We start from the raw sequence: 16,264 nt of genomic DNA, 5'->3' as shown, positions 1-16,264 counted from the left end.
GGGGTGTTGAGCGCGGCCTGTGCGAAACAGTCCATGATAATCGTCGGATGTTGCGCAAGGCTTCCTCCCCCAACGTCGGCAATGGCAATCCATGGCTGGCCCGGCTGGTCACGCTGCTCGTCTGGGGCCTCGCGGCGGCCAGCGTGGCGTACTGGGCCTTGCGCCTGTGGGCGCCGGCGGGTGTGACGTCGGCCGTGCCTGTGGCCCAGGCGGCGCTGTCGCAGGCCGACGCCACGGCGGTCGCCCGCGTGCTGGGCGCCACGCCGCAGGTGGTCGCGGTGGCGGGCACGCCCACCGGCAACCGCTACGTGCTGACCGGCGTCGTGGCCGACCGCCGCCAGGGCGGGGCGGCGCTGATCGCCGTCAACGGCCAGCCCCCCAAGCCCTTCCGCGTGGGCGCCGAGATCGAGCCCGGCGTGGTACTCACCTCCGTCGGCCCCCGGCGCGCGGTGTTGGCGCCGGATATGCGGTCCGATCCCGTGGCTACGCTGGAGCTGCCGCCGCTGTTCCGCCAGTAGGCAGGTCCAGCACCGTCCACGCGCCGAACGCGACGCTCTCGCGCGGCCACTGGGTCGCATGCGCAATGGGCGGCCGGCCGCTGGCCAGCCACTGCGCGGTCTTGATGACCCCCGCATGCGTGATCCACAGGCCATGGGCTGCGGGCATGGCCGCGCAGTGGCGCAGCGCGGCGCCGACGCGCTGCATCAGCTGCGCGACAGATTCCCCGCCGCCGGGCCGGTAGGCGGCGAAGTCGTCCGTCCAGGCGTCGAGCGCGGCGGCGCCGATGGCGTCCCAGGGCTGGCACTCCCAGGCGCCGAAGTCCATCTCCGCCAGGCGCGCATCGCTGGCGATGGCCAGGCCAGGCTGCAATGCCTGCAGGCGGTCCGCCAGCACCCGGCAGCGCTGGAGCGGCGAGCACCAAGCACGCGCAATCGGCGGCAATTGCGCAGCGAGCCGCAAGGCCGTGGCTTCTGTGTGGGCCGCATCGGCCGCCAGGTCGGTGGCGCCATAGCACAGGCCCGCGGCCTGCGGCAGCGCGGCGTGTCGCACCAGCCACAGTTGCATCACGTGCGGCCCAGCACGAGCGCCGCACCCAGGTAGAACGCGATCTCGCAAACCTGCTGCGTCGCGCCCAGGCAGTCACCCGTGAAGCCCTGCAGGCGGCGCCGGAACAGTCGGAACATCCAGCCGGCCGCGAGCAGTGCGGCCAGGCTGGCGCCCACGCTGAATGCCGGCCCCTGCCACCAGGCCACGGCCAAGAGCGCCGGCAGGCACCACAGCGTCGCGCACAGCAGGCTGCCCCGGCTGACCTGGTCGGCCAGCGGCTTGCTCTTGGACCGCGCCGTGTCGCCCACATGCGGCAGCAGCGTCGGCAGCAGCAGCGGCAGCCAGCGCGACAGCACATGGGCTCCGAGCAGCGCCGCCAGCAGCGGCGCCAGGCCGGCCGTGCCCAGCACCGCGAGCAGCGCGACCTTGGTCACCAAGCCCAGCACCAGCGCCATGGCGCCGAATGCGCCGATGCGCGAGTCCTTCATGATCTCCAGCGCGCGCGCGCGGTCCTGGCTGCCGCCCAGACCGTCTGCCACATCGGCCAGGCCGTCTTCGTGGAAGCCGCCGGTCAGCAGCACGGTGGCGACAGTGCTCAATGCCGCCACGGCGAGGGGCGCCTGGCCGCCGACGGGCAGCGCGTGCCACAGCACGGCTGCGACGGCGCATGCCACGCCGGCGACCAGCCAGCCGACGCCGGGGAAGTGCGCCGCGGCCGAACGCAGCATCGTGGGGCTGAAGCCGACCCAGGCCGCCAGCCGGCCCGTGACCGGCACGCGGGTGAAGAATTGCAGCGCGAGCAGGAAGTGGCGCACGCCCTGCATGGCGTCAGGTCTGCAGGAACAGGCGGTAGACCGGGTTGTCGGTCTCTTCCACGTAGGGGTAGCCCAGCTCGTTCAGGAATCGGCCGAAGGCCTTGTCGTCGACATCGGGCACCTGCAAACCGATCAGGATGCGGCCGTAGTCGGCGCCCTGGTTGCGGTAGTGGAACAGGCTGATGTTCCAGCTCGGCCGCATCAGATTCAGGAATTTCAGCAGCGCGCCGGGCCGCTCGGGAAACACGAAGCGCAGCAGGCGCTCGTTGCGCGCCAGGGCCGAACGGCCACCCACCATGTGGCGCACATGCTCCTTCGCGAGCTCGTCGTGCGTGAGGTCGATGGCCTGAAAGCCGCTGCGCACGAAGCGCGTGGCCAGCCTGGCCGACTCGCCCTTGCCGTGCGTCGTCAGGCCGACGAACACATGGGCCTGGGCTGCGTCGCTGATGCGGTAATTGAATTCGGTCACGTTGCGCGGGCCGCCGGGCAGCTGGCCCACGACTTCGCAAAAGCGCCGGAAGCTGCCGCGCTCCTCCGGGATGGTGATCGCCAGCAGGGCCTCGCGCTCCTCGCCGACTTCGGCGCGCTCGGCCACGAAGCGCAGGCGGTCGAAGTTCATGTTGGCGCCGCACAGGATGGCAGCGTAGGTCTCGCCACGGGTCTTGTGGGTCGCCACGTACTGCTTGATCGCAGCGACGGCCAAGGCGCCGGCCGGCTCCACGATGCTGCGCGTGTCGACGAAGACGTCCTTGATGGCCGCGCAGACGGCATCGGTATCGACGGTGATGTAGCTGTCCACGAGGCCGCGCGCCACGCGGAAGGTTTCCTCGCCGACCAGCTTGACGGCCGTGCCGTCCGAGAACAGGCCCACATCGTCCAGCGTCACGCGCTTGCCGGCGCTGACCGAGCGGACCATGGCGTCGGAGTCGTTCATCTGCACGCCGATGACCTTGATCTCCGGCCGCACGGCCTTGATGTAATTGGCCACGCCCGAGATCAACCCCCCGCCGCCGATGGCCACGAACACCGCATCCAGGTGGTGCGAGCCCAGGCCCTGCAACTGGCGCAGGATCTCCATGGCGATGGTGCCCTGGCCCGCGATCACGTCGGGGTCGTCGAAGGGGTGGACGAAGGTCAGGCCCTGCTTCTTTTCGAGCTGGGCGGCGTGCTGGTAGGCATCGGAATAGCTGTCGCCATGCAGCACCACGTCGCCGCCCAGGCCGCGCACGGCATCGATCTTGAGCTGCGGCGTGGTCGTGGGCATCACGATGACTGCGCGGCTGCCGAGCTTGCGGGCACTCATGGCCACGCCCTGGGCATGGTTGCCGGCAGAGGCGCAGATCACGCCCTTCTTCAATTGCGCGGCCGTGAGGTGCGCCATCTTGTTGTAGGCCCCGCGCAGCTTGAAGCTGAAAACGGGTTGCTGGTCCTCGCGCTTGAGCAGCACGGTGTTATGCAGACGCTGGCTGAGGCTCTTGGCCGGCTCCAGGGCCGACTCCACCGCCACGTCGTAGACCCGGGCGGTCAGAATTTTCTTCAGATAATCGGCGGGCGTAAGACGCTTGGCCGGGCGCGGACCGGCAGCAGTGTTGGACGGCATGGTGGGAACGGGAGGTCGCATGGCGCGACGCAGCGGTGAACGACCGCGGATGATAGAGCCACGGCTTGAGGCGCCCCGCCTGAGATGCCGCCAAGAAAAAAGCCCCCGGGTCTTGCGACCCGGAGGCTAATCCACCTTTTCGGAGGGTGGAGGAGACAATCGGTGCATCCCGTTGGATGCGATGGATTCAGTATAGCCAGCTTTTTTGTGCGTCGCAGCATTAGTGCGGAGATGCTACTGGTTTTCGTGAAATATTAGTCATATTCACAGCGCAAAAGCGTTCGTGATGCAGGAGCAGACAGGATGGAATGCACAGTCAGTTGGACCGGCTCCGCCGGCACCCAGTCCGGCATGGGTTTCGTGGCCGAAACGGGCAGCGGGCATGTCTTGGCGATGGATGGCGCTCCGGACGCCGCAAAGCCGGAAAACGGCGGACGCAATTTCGCGCCCCGGCCCATGGAGACGTTGCTGGCAGGTGCTGGCGGCTGCACGGCCTACGACGTGGTGCTGATCCTCAAGCGGGGTCGCCACCAGGTGCGCACTTGCTCGGTCAAGCTCAGTGCAGAGCGGGCCGAAACCGACCCCAAGGTCTTCACGAAGATCCACATGCACTTTACCGTGAGCGGCAAGGAGCTGCCTGCGGCTGCGGTCGAGCGCGCCATTGCGATGAGCCACGACAAATATTGTTCGGCGACGGTGATGCTGGGCAAGACCGCCGAGATCACCACGAGCTTCGAACTCCAGGACGCCTGACAGGCGGCGCCTCCGGGGCGGCTGCTCAAATGCGGTGCGCCGTCGTGGTCATCACCTTGGCCGCGGCGCGCATGATGCCGCGCACCGGTGCCGGCAACCGCACGGCCCCGGCTGCCTCGGCTTCACGCGCATGGCGCAGTTCGTCATCGCGCATCTGCGCCACGATGGCGCGGGAAGCCTGATCGTCGCGGGGCAGGCGCTCCAGGTGGCTGTCCAGGTGGGCGGCCACCTGCTTCTCGGTTTCCACCACGAAGCCCAAACTGACCTTGTCGCTGACCTTGCCGGCAGCAAATCCGAGCGCGAAGGCGCCGGCATACCAGAGCGGATTCAGCAAGGAGGGCCGTGCGCCGAGCTCTTCCAACCGTTCCGCCGTCCAGGCGAGGTGGTCCGTCTCTTCCAGACCGGCGGCCTCGTAGTGCGCCTTCAGGCCTGGGTCCCGGGTCGCCAGGGCCTGACCTGTGTAGAGCGCCTGCGCGCACACCTCGCCCACATGGTTGACCCGCATCAGGGCGCCGGACAGCTGCCTGTCCTGCGCGTCCAGCACGCCCTGTTCGGCGGGCAGCGTCGGGCAGATGCGGCTGGCGCGCGGGCGCGCGAACAAGGTTCTCAGTGCCGCGTCGGCAGTGCTCAGTAGACGGTCCATGCCAGCCCATGTCAGCTTGAAAAAGTCAGTATAGGTTTGGCGCCCGTTCCGCCGCTTTCCGCAGGCTTTGCCAATCTTCGGCGCCGGCATGCTGCATGTTGTAGTCATGCAACGAAAAAGTGGAAGTTCGGCTATTTCTTTTGCTTAAGGTCACCGGCTCTGGTGCAATAAGCCCAACTTCCCAAAAGGAGGTTGGCCCGGGCCTCCGGCGAGATCGAACAAAAGTGCTGAAGCACGATGCGGTCTCTTCGAGCCGGAGCCCTATGTTTAACCTTGGAGAATCTCGCAATGAAAAAAACCCTGATCGCTTTGGCCGTGCTGGCTGCTTCCGGCGCTGCCATGGCTCAGTCGTCCGTCACCCTGTACGGCGTGCTGGACATTGGTGTGGGCAAGCTGAAGGACGGCAAGTGGGGCCTGAACAACGGTGACGCAGGCTATGGCGGCACCCCCGACGGCTTCAACAGCACCTCCGTGATCGGCTTTCGCGGCACGGAAGATCTGGGCGGCGGTCTGAAGGCCAACTTCAACCTGCAAACCGGCGGTCTGGATCTGTCGACCGGTGGCACTTCGCTGGCGTTCAGCCGTGAAGCCTGGGTCGGCCTGGAAAGCGGCAGCTTCGGTGCCATCCAGCTGGGTCGTTCCTCGTCCATCGGTGCCAAGGTGATGGGCGCCTATGACTTCAACGGCACGTCGTACTCTTCCGCCCTGGACCGCGCCGGTATCAGCGCTGTGACCTGGTACGGTTCCTCGCGTCGTAGCAGCCAGATCCAATACGCTTCGCCGAACTTCGGCGGCGTGGTGGTGCGTGCCGGCTTCACCCCCAAGGGTGACGAAGGCGGCGTGCAAGGCGTTGGTGTTCCTGACACGGCCAAGAACCGTTACAGCCTGGGTGCAACCTTTGCCAACGGTCCTCTGTCTGTCAGCGCAATCGCTGAAACGAAGCAGCGTGAAGGCCTTCGCACTGCTTACGCCATCGGCGCCAGCTACGACCTGAGCGTGGTGAAGATCGCTGCAACGTACAACCGTCGTGAAGCCGAAGGTATCGACGGCTACAACACGTTCTCCAACGGCACCGCCGGTAACGGTGGCCAGAACGCTGGCGGCAAGGGTTGGACTGTGGGCGTCGTTGCTCCCCTGGGCGCAGCCAACGTGGGCGTTCAGTACGCACGCAACACCGATGCAGACATCAAGGCACTGGAACTGTTTGCCAACTATGCGCTGTCCAAGCGTACCCGCGTGTACGTCGACTTCGTGAAGGGCTATGACCAGAACGCAGTCGCGGCTTCCGCTGTTCGCGCTGCTGCACCCTCCAACCCCTACGCCGTCGGCCTGGGAGTTGTCCATACGTTCTAATGGCGAAGCTGCCTGAGGGCAGCCTTGCGATGCAAACGTTCAAAGCCGCCGCGTCGAAAGACCGGCGGCTTTCTTGCGTCTGGAGAGTTTCTTGAAATCCATGTTGATGCGCTTCGTGCCGGGTGTCTGCCTGTGCCTGGGATTGGTGGGTTGTGCGTCATGGCAGGCGCAGGACGAGGCCGAGCCGCTCCTTGCCGTGGACCCCGTGGTCCAGACCCCCTGGGCCAAGGCATCGCTGCCGCAGTTGGATGCCAAGCCCTGGCAGCACATGCCGCTGCCGGGCAAGCGGGCCACCGAGTTCAAGCCAGCATTTGTCGATGGCCGTCAGGCGATGGCGGTCACGGCCGTGTCGTCGGCCAGCATGCTGCGCAAGCAGGTGCACGTGAAGCCGGACGACCTGGGGCAACTGCGGTTTTCGTGGATGGTGCCAGCCTTGATGGCCGGGTCAGACATGGCGCTGCGCGACGCCGACGACGCCCCGGTGCGCGTGGTGCTGGCCTTCGATGGCGACCGCAGCAAGTTCTCGTCCAAGAACGCCATGCTCTCCGAGATGGCCCGCATGCTCACGGGCGAAGACATGCCCTATGCCACGCTGATGTACGTGTGGTGCAACGAGCGGCAGGCGGGCAGCGTGATCCACAACCCGCGCACCGACCGCATTCGCAAGCTGGTCGTCGAGTCCGGCGCCGATCGGCTGGGGCAGTGGGTCGACTACCAGCAGGACATCCGCGCCGACTTCGTGCGGGCTTATGGCGAAAAGCCCGGCGCGCTGATCGCCGTCGGCATCATGACCGACTCGGATAACACGCGCTCCACGACGCAGGCCTGGTACGGCCCGCTGCGCATGCTGCCGGCCAGCATGCGGACGCCCTGACCGCCGCCTCGGCTGCCCCCATGGTCCATGGGGAAACTCCGGCTGCCTGCTCTGGCGCGTTTGTTGCATAGTGGAATCTCCATTTCTTGAGAGACCGCTTATGCGAAAGATTGCTTTGATGTGTGCCGGTGCGATGACGGTGCTGGCGCTCGGTTCGGTGGCACAGGCCAAGACCTTCAAGTGGTCCAGTGCCAGCGACATCCCGACGCTGGACATCCACTCGCAAAACAATGCATTGGGCAACGGCGTGCACGCGGCGATCTATGAAGCCCTGGTCTACTACAACAGCAAGACCTTCAAGCCTGAAGCGCAGCTGGCCACGAGCTGGACCAACATCTCGCCGACGCAGGTGCGCTTCACACTGCGCAGCGGCGTGAAGTTCAGCGACGGTTCTCCGTTGACGGCCGACGACGTGGTCTTCTCGATCACGCGCTCGATGTCCAAGACCTCCAACTACGCCGTGTTCGCGCAGGGCATCGACAAGGTCGTGAAGGTCGATGCCAACACCGTGGACATCCTGCTCAAGGCGCCCACGCCGACGCTGATCAACCAGCTCACGGAGCTGCGCATCATGAGCAAAGCCTGGGCTGAGAAGAACAAGTCTGTCGAGCCCAAGGACATCAAGACGCCCGAGGAAACCTTCGCGCACCGCAACGCCATGGGCACCGGCCCCTACATGGTCAAGGACTGGCAGCCCGACCAGCGCCTGGTGCTCGTGAGCAACCCCAACTACTGGGGCAAGAATCCGAGCAACGTGACCGAGATCGTCTACACGCCGATCAAATCGGCGCCCACGCGCCTGGCCGCGCTGCTGTCGGGCGAGACTGACTTCGTGCTCGACCCCGGCCCGCAGGACCTGGGCCGGTTGCGCGCCGACCCGGCCATGAAGGTGATGGACGGGGCGGAAAACCGCACCATCTTCCTCGGCATGGACCAGTTCCGCGACGAGCTGCCAGGCTCCAGCGTCAAGGGCAAAAACCCCTTGAAGGACGTGCGCGTGCGCAAGGCGCTGTACCAGGCCATCGACATCAACGCCATCCAGCGCGTGACCATGCGCGGCCTGGGCCAGGCCACCGGCACGCTGATCTCGCCGCAAGTCAACGGCTGGACCAAGAAGGCCGACGCGCGCTGGCCCTACGACGTGGCCGCCGCGCAAAAGCTGCTGGCCGACGCCGGCTACCCGCAGGGCTTCGAGGTCGATTTCGCGTGCCCGAACAACCGCTACATCAACGACGAAGCCGTGTGCCAGGCCATCACCGCCATGTGGGCGCGCGCCGGCATCAAGGCCAAGCTGCGCACGCTGCCGCTGGTGACCTACTTCCCGATGATCCAGCGCTACGAAGCCAGCATTTACATGCTGGGCTGGGGCGTGCCCACCTTCGATGCGCTGTACAGCCTGCAGTCGCTGGTGCGCTCGGTGGGCGCCGGTGGTGACGGCAACTACAACGTGGGCCGTTACTCCAACCCGCAGATGGACGCACTGATCGAGCGCACCAAGGTCGAGACCGACCTCAAGAACCGCAACGAACTGATCGAGAAGGCCTTGATCCTGTCGCACGAGGACGTGGCCTACCTGCCGCTGTACAACCAGGTCATCCCCTGGGCCATGAAGAAGAACATCGAGGTCGTGCACCGCGCCGACAATCGCCTCGACTGGCGCCTGATCAAGGTCAACTGAGCCCGGGCCGGGTGACGGGCGCCGGCCCGTCACCCGGCTTGTCCGCCGCCCCGGCTCCCTAAGACCTTCCCACCCTGATGTTTGCATTCATTCTTCGTCGCCTGCTGCAGGCCGTGGTCGTGATGGTCGCCGTGGCCTTCATCGCGTTCCTGTTGTTCCAATACGTGGGCGATCCGGTCGTGTTCCTGCTGGGGCAGGACGCGACACCCGACCAGATCCGTGAGCTGCGCGAAGCGCTGGGGCTGGACAAGCCCTTCATCGTGCAGTTCTGGCACTTCCTCTACAACGCCGCGCATGGCGAGTTCGGCCTGTCGTTGCGCCAGGGCGCCAAGGTCTCGCGCCTGATCGCCGAGCGCTTCCCGGCCACACTCGAACTCTCGCTGGTCGCCGCCTTGATCGCGCTGTTGATCGGCGTGCCGGCAGGTGTCTACGCGGCGCTCAGGCGTGGCGGCTTCATGAGCCAGGTGTTGATGACGCTGTCGCTGCTGGGTGTCTCCTTGCCCACCTTCCTGATCGGCATCCTGCTGATCCTGGTGTTCGCCGTCTGGCTCGGCTGGTTCCCGAGCTTTGGCCGAGGCGAGACCATTCAGCTCGGCTGGTGGAGCACCGGCCTGCTGACACCCAAGGGCTGGCACCACATCCTGCTGCCGGCCATCACGCTGGCCGTATTCCAGCTCACGCTGATCATGCGGCTGGTGCGCGCCGAGATGCTGGAGGTGCTGCGCACCGACTACATCAAGTTCGCGCGGGCGCGTGGCCTGTCGGACCGTGCCATCCACTTCGGACATGCACTGAAGAACACGCTGGTGCCCGTCATCACCATCACCGGGCTGCAGTTGGGTACGCTGATCGCGTTCTCCATCATCACCGAGACCGTGTTCCAGTGGCCCGGCATGGGCCTGCTGTTCATCCAGGCCGTCACCTTCGCCGACATCCCGGTCATGGCCGCCTACCTGTGCCTGATCGCACTCATCTTCGTCACCATCAATTTGATCGTCGACCTGCTGTACTTCGCGGTCGACCCGCGTTTGCGCCTCGGCCAGGGCGGGGGACACTGATGCTGGCGCCCGTGCTGCGCGCCGGCGGACGCGCGTTCGCCCACATCGCGCGCTTCCACCCCGAGCTGACGGCACTGCGCCGCGACCTGCATGCGCACCCCGAGCTCGGCTTCGAAGAGTTCTACACGGCAGACCGCATCGCCGATGCGCTGCGGCTGTGCGGTGTCGACGAGGTGCACACCGGCATCGCCAAGACCGGCGTGGTGGGCGTGATCCGCGGCCGCAGCACGGCCAGCGGCGGCATGCTGGGCCTGCGCGCCGACATGGACGCGCTGCCCATGGTGGAGCAGGGCGACCGTGACTGGCGCTCCGCGCGCAACGGTCTGATGCATGGCTGCGGCCACGATGGGCACACGGCCATGCTGGTCGGCGCGGCGCGCTACCTGGCCGAGACCCGGCGTTTCGACGGCACGGCCGTGCTGATCTTCCAGCCCGGGGAGGAAGGCTTCGCGGGTGCCCGCGCCATGATCGAAGACGGCTTGTTCCAACGCTTTCCTGTCGACTCGGTCTATGCCATGCACAACTGGCCGGGCATGGAGCCCGGCACCGTGGGGCTGAACAGCGGCGCCATGATGGCGGCGGCCGACCGCATCACGATCACCATCACGGGCAAGGGCGGGCACGGCGCGCATGCCTACCAGACGGTGGACCCGGTGCTCGTGGCGGCCCACATCATCACGGCCGCGCAAAGCATCGTGTCACGCAACACGCGGCCGATCGACGCAGCGGTCGTCAGCCTGTGCGCGATGCAGGCCGGCGACCTGGGCGCCATGAGCGTGGTGCCCGGCGAGGCCACTCTGGTGGGCACGGTGCGCACCTTCGATGCCAAGGTGCAGGCCATGGTCGAGCGCCGCCTGGCCGAGCTGTGCAGCGCGATCGCGCAGGGCTTCGGGGCCAGCGCTGCGGTGCGCTTCGAGCGCATCTACCCCGCCACCATCAACACGCGCGAGCAGGCCCGCTTCGCCGGCGACGTGGCCGAGCGCCTGGTCGGCGCCGAACGCCTGGTGCGCGACATGGAGCCCAGCATGGGCGCCGAAGATTTCTCCTTCATGCTGCAGGCCAGGCCTGGCGCCTACCTGCGCATCGGCCAGGGCGCGCCCGATGGCTGCTACCTGCACAACAGCCGCTACGACTTCAACGACGAGATCCTGCCGCTGGGCGCCGCCCTGCATGCGGGGCTCGTCGAGCAAGGCATGCCGCTGGCCGACCCACAGTCCGATTGACCGCGTTTCGACTTCCCCAGGAGCTACCGATGAAGACCAAGACCACCTTGATGGCCTTTGCGCTGAGCGCGCTGGCCACGGCCCTGTTGCCCGTGCATGCCCTCACGCTGAAGATCGCCAACCAGGGCGACGCCACATCGCTGGACCCGCACTCGCTGCAGGAATCGCTGCAGCTCACCGTGACCGGCAACGTCTACGAGCCGCTGGTCACGCGCGGCAAGGACTTCAAGCTGACCGCAGCGCTGGCCACCAGCTGGAAGCAGACTCAGCCCACCGTGTGGCGCTTCGACCTGCGCAAGAACGTGCAATTCCACGACGGCACACCGTTCACGGCCGACGACGTGATCTTCAGCTACGAGCGCGCGAAGGGCGAAGGCTCGGACGTGAAGAGCTACGTGGGCCAGATCAAGCAGATCAACAAGATCGACGACACCACCATCGACATCGTCACCACGCAGCCCTTCCCCATCCTGCCCGACCTGATCACCAACTGGTACATCATGAGCAAGAAGTGGTGCGAGGAAAACCAGGCCACCCGCCCGGTGGACCGGCGCAAGGGCATCGAGAATGCCGCGTCGTTCCGCGCCAACGGCACCGGGCCGTTCCGTGCGCGCGAGCGCCAACCCAACGTGCGCTCGGTCTTCACGCGCAGCGCCAATTACTGGGCCAAGATCGACAGCAATGTCGACGAGGTGATCTTCAACGTGGTGGGCAACGACGCCACGCGCGTGGCGGCGCTGCTGTCCGGCGAGGTCGATGTGATGGAGCCGGTGCCGGTGCAGGACATCGAGCGCATCAAGGGCGACCCCAAGCTCACCGTGCTGCAGGGCCCCGAGCTGCGCGTGATCTTTCTCGGCATGGACCAAAAGCGCGACGAGCTGCTGTTCTCCAACGTGAAGGGCAAGAACCCGTTCAAGGACAAGCGTGTGCGCCAGGCTTTCTACCAGGCCATCGACATCGAGTCGATCCGCACGCGCGTGATGCGCAACTCGGCCATCCCGGTCGGCCTCATGATCCCCCCGCAGGTGCGCGGCTTCGCGCCCGACCTGGCCAAGCGCCTGCCGTTCGACCAGGAGGCCGCCAGAAAGCTCATGGCCGAGGCGGGCTACCCCAACGGCTTCGAGGTCAAGATGAACTGCCCGAACGACCGCTACGTCAACGACGGCGAGATCTGCCAGGCGGTGGCGGCCAACCTCTCGCGCATCGGCGTGAAGATCAACCTGGAGGCCGAGACCAAGGCCAGCTACTTCCCCAAGATCCTGCGCCGCGACACCAGCTTCTACATGCTGGGCTGGACGGCGAGCACGGTGGATGTGCACAACGTGTTGTTTCCTGTCATGGGCACACCGGGCGAAGGCGGGCGCGGCCAGTTCAACCTGGGCGCCTACAGCAACGCCAAGGTCGATGCGCTGACCGATCAGGTGGCCTCCGAGATCGACGACACCAAGCGCATGGCCATGATCCATGAAGCCATGAAGCTGCACCAGGACGACATCGGCCACATCCCGCTGCACCAGCAGACCTTGAACTGGGCCGTACGCCAAGGCGTGACCGTGGTGCAGTTGCCTGACAACTTCATGCCGTGGAAGTTCATCAAGGTGGGCAAGTGATGCAGGCCGCGACACACGGCCACTGGTTCCAGCGCGCCTGGCACAGCGACGTCGGCTACAGCTTCCGCACCTCGCCCACGGCCATCCTGGCCGGCGTCGTGGCGCTGGTGTGCGTGTTCTGCGCCTTCTTCGCAGGCTGGGTGGCGCCGCACAACCCGTTCGACCTGGCCACGCTGGAGCTCGGCGATGCGCGCCTGCCGCCGGCCTGGGAGGCCCAGGGCTCGCGCAAATACCTGCTGGGCACCGACGACCAGGGGCGCGACATCCTGTCGGCCTTGATGTATGGCGCGCGCATCTCGCTCGTCGTCGGCCTGGCCTCGGTCATGCTGTCGCTGATCGTGGGCGTGGGCCTGGGCCTGCTCGCCGGGTTCAAGGGCGGCTGGATCGACACGGCGCTGATGCGGCTGTGCGATGTGATGCTGTCGTTCCCGGCTATCCTGGTGGCGCTGCTGATCGCCGGCGTCGGCCGCGCGCTGTTCCCGAACGCGCACGAGGGCCTGGCCTTCGGCGTGCTGATCATCTCGATCTCGCTCACGGGCTGGGTGCAGTACGCGCGCACCGTGCGTGGCTCCACGCTGGTCGAGCGCAACAAGGAATACGTGCAGGCCGCACGCGTGACCGGCGTCTCGCCGCTGCGCATCATGCGCCGCCACGTGCTGCCCAACGTGCTGGGGCCGGTGATGGTGCTGGCCACCATCCAGGTGGCCACGGCCATCATCACCGAGGCGACGCTGTCCTTTCTGGGCGTGGGCGCGCCGCCGACCTCGCCCTCGCTGGGCACACTGATCCGCGTCGGCAACGACTACCTGTTCTCCGGCGAATGGTGGATCACCGTGTTCCCCGGCCTGATGCTGGTCATCATCGCGCTCAGCGTGAACCTGCTGGGCGACTGGCTGCGCGACGCCCTGAACCCCCGCCTGCGCTGACGCGCCCGTTTCTGCCAGCCCCGAGCCAGCCTTCATGTCCCTGCTAGAAGTCAAGAACCTCGTCGTCGAGTTCCCCCACCGGCGCGGCACGCTGCGCGCGCTGGACGACATCTCCTTTTCCATCGCGCCCGGCGAGATCCTCGGCGTGGTCGGCGAGTCCGGTGCCGGCAAGTCGCTGACCGGCGCGTCCATCATCGGCCTGCTGGAGCCGCCGGGCCGCGTGGCCAGCGGCCAGATCCTGCTCGAAGGGCAGCGCATCGACAACCTGGACCACGACGCCATGCGGCGCATCCGCGGCCGGCGCATCGGCGCGATCTTCCAGGACCCGCTGACCTCGCTGAACCCGCTGTATTCCGTGGGCCGGCAACTCATCGAGACCATCCAGACGCACCTGCCGGTCGGCGCTGCCGAAGCGCGCCAGCGCGCCATCACCTTGCTGCAGGACACCGGCATCCCGGCGGCCGAGCAGCGCATCGACCACTACCCGCACCAGTTCTCCGGCGGCATGCGCCAGCGTGTCGTGATCGCCCTGGCGCTGGCGGCCGAGCCCAAGCTCATCGTGGCCGACGAGCCGACCACGGCGCTGGACGTGTCGATCCAGGCGCAGATCATCAGCCTGCTCAAGCGCGTGTGCCAGCAGCATGGCGCGGCCGTGATGCTGATCACGCACGACATGGGCGTGATCGCCGAGACCTGCGACCGCGTGGCCGTGATGTACGCCGGCCGCATCGCCGAGATCGGCCCGGTGCACGAGGTGATCAACCACCCGGCGCACCCGTATTCCGAAGGCCTGATGGCCGCGATCCCGGACATCACCATGGACCGCGACATGCTCAACCAGATCGACGGCTCCATGCCGCGCCTCAACGCCATCCCGCAGGGCTGCGCGTTCAACCCGCGCTGCCCCAAGGTGTTCGACCGCTGCAAGGTCGAGCGGCCCGAGCTGCTGCCGGCCGGTGCCAGCCGAGCGGCCTGCTGGCTGCATGCGGAGGGCGCGCGATGAGCACGACCACCGGCCACCAACCCCTGGTCCAGGCGCACGATCTGGCCAAGACCTTCGACGTCTCGCCGCCCTGGCTGAACCGCGTGATCGAGCGCAAGCCGCGCATGCTCCTGCATGCCGTCGACGGCGTGAGCTTCTCCATCGAGAAGGGCAAGACGCTGGCCCTGGTGGGCGAATCGGGCTGCGGCAAGAGCACGGTGGCGCGCTTGCTGGTCGGGCTGTACGCACCCACGCGCGGTGGGCTGACCTTCGACGGGCAGGACGCGCAGGCCGCGTTCAAAGCGTCCGAAGGCCGGGCCGGCAGCAGCGGCGCGGCGCTGCGCCGGCGCATCCAGATGATCTTCCAGGACCCGTACGCCAGCTTGAACCCGCGCTGGGTGGTCGAGGACATCATCGCCGAGCCCCTGCTCGAGCATGGCCTGATCGACACCCGCAGCGCGCGGCGCGAGCGCGTGGGCGAGCTGCTGCAGTCCGTCGGCCTGTCGGCGCTGGACATGGTCAAGTACCCGCACCAATTCTCGGGCGGCCAGCGCCAGCGCATCTCGATCGCGCGCGCACTGGCCACGCAGCCGGACTTCCTGGTCTGCGACGAGCCGACCTCGGCGCTGGACGTGAGCGTGCAGGCCCAGGTGCTCAACATCATGAAGAACCTGCAGCGCGACCGCGGGCTCACCTATCTCTTCATCTCGCACAACCTGGCCGTCGTGCGCCACGTCAGCGACGAGGTCGGCGTCATGTACCTCGGGCGCCTCGTGGAGCTGGCCGACAAGCAGATCCTGTTCGCCACGCCGCGCCACCCCTACACGCGCATGCTGCTGGACGCGATCCCGAAGATGCACGACACCGGCCGCGCACGCACGCCGGTGCAGGGCGAGGTGCCCAACCCCCTGAACCCGCCGACGGGCTGCACCTTCCACCCGCGCTGCCCGCATGCCAACGCGCGTTGCAAGGCCGAGCGCCCGCTGATGCAGAAGATCGCCGGCGTGACGGTCGCCTGCCACGCGGTGGAAGAAGGCCGCATCTAGGCAGCTGCCAGTGCCGCCGCGGTCACGTCCATGCGGTACTGGTACACGCGGGCGTCGATGAGCTCGCCGTAGCCCGATCCGGGCAGGCGCAGCCCGGCCAGGATGCGCTGGGCCGCGGGCACGCCTGTGCATTCGAGCACCACGTAGCAGTCCTGCCCGCCTGTGTAACTGGCATCGGCCGTGACCGGCCGCGACAGGCGCGGGTCCGCCTCGACGAAATGGATGCAGCCCGCGCCCGGCTGCTGCAGCAGGTCCACCAGGCCCGCCAGGGCCGGCAGCATCGCGGGCGCGCCGGCAGGGCGCAGGCGCAACAGCAGCACGGCCACGCCGCGCACTGCGCCCTGGCTGTGCACCAGCCGGCCGACCACGCGCGTGGGCGTGATGAAGCGCGTGATGTGGTGCAGCGACCAGGCCGTCTGGTGCGCCAGCGCTGCGCGGTAGTGGGGGCCGTCCAGCACGCCGATGTCGCGCGTGTTGTAGATCTGCAGGTAGCGCGTCGGCGCATCGACCGACGTGTAGCGCCGCCCGTCCAGGAAGCCCGGGATCGCCACGCGCTCGGCCATGTGCTCGCGGTCGTTCCAGATGTTGAAGTCCGCATCTTCGTGCGGCAGCACTTCCATCGACGATATCAGGATGCCGGTCCCAGAGAAAACCAT

General features: G+C 67.2%; 16 protein-coding genes. 11 read left to right on the top strand and 5 right to left on the bottom strand.

Going from position 1 to position 16,264, the window contains the following annotated elements; genetic code table 11:
* The first annotated feature begins 47 nt into the window (after positions 1–47).
* The gene (locus tag ASF43_RS05235; protein ID WP_056177379.1) at positions 48–518 is read left to right on the top strand and encodes a type II secretion system protein N; all 471 of its coding nucleotides are present in this window, start codon (positions 48–50) and stop codon (positions 516–518) included.
* On the opposite strand, the gene ASF43_RS05230 is transcribed toward ASF43_RS05235, so the two are convergent.
* The 3 genes from ASF43_RS05230 to ilvA are packed head-to-tail and all read right to left on the bottom strand — an operon-like array spanning position 484 to position 3,462.
* Entirely contained in the window at positions 484–1,065 is a 582-nt protein-coding gene (locus tag ASF43_RS05230) for a histidine phosphatase family protein (RefSeq protein WP_056177378.1), read from the bottom strand. The two genes, ASF43_RS05235 and ASF43_RS05230, sit on opposite strands and share 35 nt — an antisense overlap.
* Positions 1,065–1,871, bottom strand: a complete 807-nt coding sequence (locus tag ASF43_RS05225; protein WP_056177376.1) for an adenosylcobinamide-GDP ribazoletransferase — start codon at positions 1,869–1,871, stop codon at positions 1,065–1,067. The genes ASF43_RS05230 and ASF43_RS05225 overlap by 1 nt, the downstream gene beginning before the upstream one ends.
* A 4-nt stretch (positions 1,872–1,875) precedes the next feature.
* A complete protein-coding gene (gene ilvA, locus ASF43_RS05220) occupies positions 1,876–3,462 on the bottom strand; it encodes a threonine ammonia-lyase, biosynthetic (RefSeq protein WP_056177374.1) in 1,587 nt (528 codons plus the stop codon).
* Between the two features lie 303 nt (positions 3,463–3,765).
* On the opposite strand from ilvA, the gene ASF43_RS05215 reads away from it, so the two are divergent.
* On the top strand, positions 3,766–4,215 hold the full coding sequence (locus ASF43_RS05215) for an OsmC family protein (protein WP_056177371.1): 450 nt from the start codon (positions 3,766–3,768) through the stop codon (positions 4,213–4,215).
* Between the two features lie 25 nt (positions 4,216–4,240).
* On the opposite strand, the gene coq7 is transcribed toward ASF43_RS05215, so the two are convergent.
* Positions 4,241–4,858 (bottom strand): 2-polyprenyl-3-methyl-6-methoxy-1,4-benzoquinone monooxygenase, encoded by a 618-nt coding sequence (gene coq7, locus ASF43_RS05210; RefSeq protein WP_056177369.1) that lies wholly within the window; start codon positions 4,856–4,858, stop codon positions 4,241–4,243.
* 288 nt (positions 4,859–5,146) lie between these two features.
* Here coq7 and ASF43_RS05205 point away from each other — a divergent pair, with 288 nt between their 5' ends.
* From ASF43_RS05205 to ASF43_RS05165, 9 genes are all read left to right on the top strand, one after another.
* The gene (locus ASF43_RS05205; protein ID WP_162241757.1) at positions 5,147–6,211 is read left to right on the top strand and encodes a porin; all 1,065 of its coding nucleotides are present in this window, start codon (positions 5,147–5,149) and stop codon (positions 6,209–6,211) included.
* A 100-nt stretch (positions 6,212–6,311) separates the two neighbouring features.
* A complete protein-coding gene (locus ASF43_RS05200; protein ID WP_235578164.1) occupies positions 6,312–7,085 on the top strand; it encodes a DUF3047 domain-containing protein in 774 nt (257 codons plus the stop codon).
* Between the two features lie 100 nt (positions 7,086–7,185).
* Positions 7,186–8,763, top strand: coding sequence for an ABC transporter substrate-binding protein (locus ASF43_RS05195; protein WP_082497595.1), 1,578 nt, complete (start codon positions 7,186–7,188; stop codon positions 8,761–8,763).
* Between the two features lie 77 nt (positions 8,764–8,840).
* On the top strand, positions 8,841–9,821 hold the full coding sequence (locus ASF43_RS05190) for an ABC transporter permease (protein WP_056177362.1): 981 nt from the start codon (positions 8,841–8,843) through the stop codon (positions 9,819–9,821).
* Complete coding sequence (locus tag ASF43_RS05185; RefSeq protein WP_056177360.1) at positions 9,821–11,044, top strand: M20 aminoacylase family protein; 1,224 nt, start codon at positions 9,821–9,823, stop codon at positions 11,042–11,044. Before ASF43_RS05190 ends, ASF43_RS05185 begins: the two co-directional genes overlap by 1 nt.
* A gap of 29 nt (positions 11,045–11,073) precedes the next feature.
* The gene (locus ASF43_RS05180) at positions 11,074–12,654 is read left to right on the top strand and encodes an ABC transporter substrate-binding protein (RefSeq protein ID WP_056177358.1); all 1,581 of its coding nucleotides are present in this window, start codon (positions 11,074–11,076) and stop codon (positions 12,652–12,654) included.
* Complete coding sequence (locus tag ASF43_RS05175; protein ID WP_056177356.1) at positions 12,654–13,580, top strand: ABC transporter permease; 927 nt, start codon at positions 12,654–12,656, stop codon at positions 13,578–13,580. Before ASF43_RS05180 ends, ASF43_RS05175 begins: the two co-directional genes overlap by 1 nt.
* A gap of 34 nt (positions 13,581–13,614) precedes the next feature.
* Complete coding sequence (locus tag ASF43_RS05170; protein WP_056177354.1) at positions 13,615–14,583, top strand: ABC transporter ATP-binding protein; 969 nt, start codon at positions 13,615–13,617, stop codon at positions 14,581–14,583.
* Positions 14,580–15,608, top strand: coding sequence for an ABC transporter ATP-binding protein (locus ASF43_RS05165; protein ID WP_056177352.1), 1,029 nt, complete (start codon positions 14,580–14,582; stop codon positions 15,606–15,608). The genes ASF43_RS05170 and ASF43_RS05165 overlap by 4 nt, the downstream gene beginning before the upstream one ends.
* On the opposite strand, the gene ASF43_RS05160 is transcribed toward ASF43_RS05165, so the two are convergent.
* The gene (locus ASF43_RS05160) at positions 15,605–16,264 is read right to left on the bottom strand and encodes a hypothetical protein (protein WP_056177349.1); all 660 of its coding nucleotides are present in this window, start codon (positions 16,262–16,264) and stop codon (positions 15,605–15,607) included. The genes ASF43_RS05165 and ASF43_RS05160 overlap by 4 nt on opposite strands.

This window comes from Pseudorhodoferax sp. Leaf267, assembly GCF_001422405.1.
In the GTDB taxonomy this organism is placed as follows: Bacteria; Pseudomonadota; Gammaproteobacteria; order Burkholderiales; family Burkholderiaceae_C; genus Pseudorhodoferax.
The sequence above is the reverse complement of the archived record's forward strand: the minus strand, read 5'-3'. Positions and strand labels throughout refer to the sequence as shown.

Excerpts from the sequence above, each read along its gene's own strand:
- ASF43_RS05185 (WP_056177360.1), top strand. The coding sequence starts at position 9,821 with ATGCTGGCGCCCGTGCTGCGCGCCGGCGGACGCGCGTTCGCCCACATC.
- ASF43_RS05205 (WP_162241757.1), top strand. The coding sequence starts at position 5,147 with ATGAAAAAAACCCTGATCGCTTTGGCCGTGCTGGCTGCTTCCGGCGCT.
- ASF43_RS05175 (WP_056177356.1), top strand. The coding sequence starts at position 12,654 with ATGCAGGCCGCGACACACGGCCACTGGTTCCAGCGCGCCTGGCACAGC.
- ASF43_RS05180 (WP_056177358.1), top strand. The coding sequence starts at position 11,074 with ATGAAGACCAAGACCACCTTGATGGCCTTTGCGCTGAGCGCGCTGGCC.
- ASF43_RS05170 (WP_056177354.1), top strand. The coding sequence starts at position 13,615 with ATGTCCCTGCTAGAAGTCAAGAACCTCGTCGTCGAGTTCCCCCACCGG.
- ASF43_RS05190 (WP_056177362.1), top strand. The coding sequence starts at position 8,841 with ATGTTTGCATTCATTCTTCGTCGCCTGCTGCAGGCCGTGGTCGTGATG.
- ASF43_RS05165 (WP_056177352.1), top strand. The coding sequence starts at position 14,580 with ATGAGCACGACCACCGGCCACCAACCCCTGGTCCAGGCGCACGATCTG.
- ASF43_RS05230 (WP_056177378.1), bottom strand. The coding sequence starts at position 1,065 with ATGCAACTGTGGCTGGTGCGACACGCCGCGCTGCCGCAGGCCGCGGGC.
- ASF43_RS05160 (WP_056177349.1), bottom strand. The coding sequence starts at position 16,264 with ATGGTTTTCTCTGGGACCGGCATCCTGATATCGTCGATGGAAGTGCTG.
- coq7 (WP_056177369.1), bottom strand. The coding sequence starts at position 4,858 with ATGGACCGTCTACTGAGCACTGCCGACGCGGCACTGAGAACCTTGTTC.
- ASF43_RS05235 (WP_056177379.1), top strand. The coding sequence starts at position 48 with ATGTTGCGCAAGGCTTCCTCCCCCAACGTCGGCAATGGCAATCCATGG.
- ilvA (WP_056177374.1), bottom strand. The coding sequence starts at position 3,462 with ATGCCGTCCAACACTGCTGCCGGTCCGCGCCCGGCCAAGCGTCTTACG.
- ASF43_RS05200 (WP_235578164.1), top strand. The coding sequence starts at position 6,312 with ATGTTGATGCGCTTCGTGCCGGGTGTCTGCCTGTGCCTGGGATTGGTG.
- ASF43_RS05215 (WP_056177371.1), top strand. The coding sequence starts at position 3,766 with ATGGAATGCACAGTCAGTTGGACCGGCTCCGCCGGCACCCAGTCCGGC.
- ASF43_RS05195 (WP_082497595.1), top strand. The coding sequence starts at position 7,186 with ATGCGAAAGATTGCTTTGATGTGTGCCGGTGCGATGACGGTGCTGGCG.
- ASF43_RS05225 (WP_056177376.1), bottom strand. The coding sequence starts at position 1,871 with ATGCAGGGCGTGCGCCACTTCCTGCTCGCGCTGCAATTCTTCACCCGC.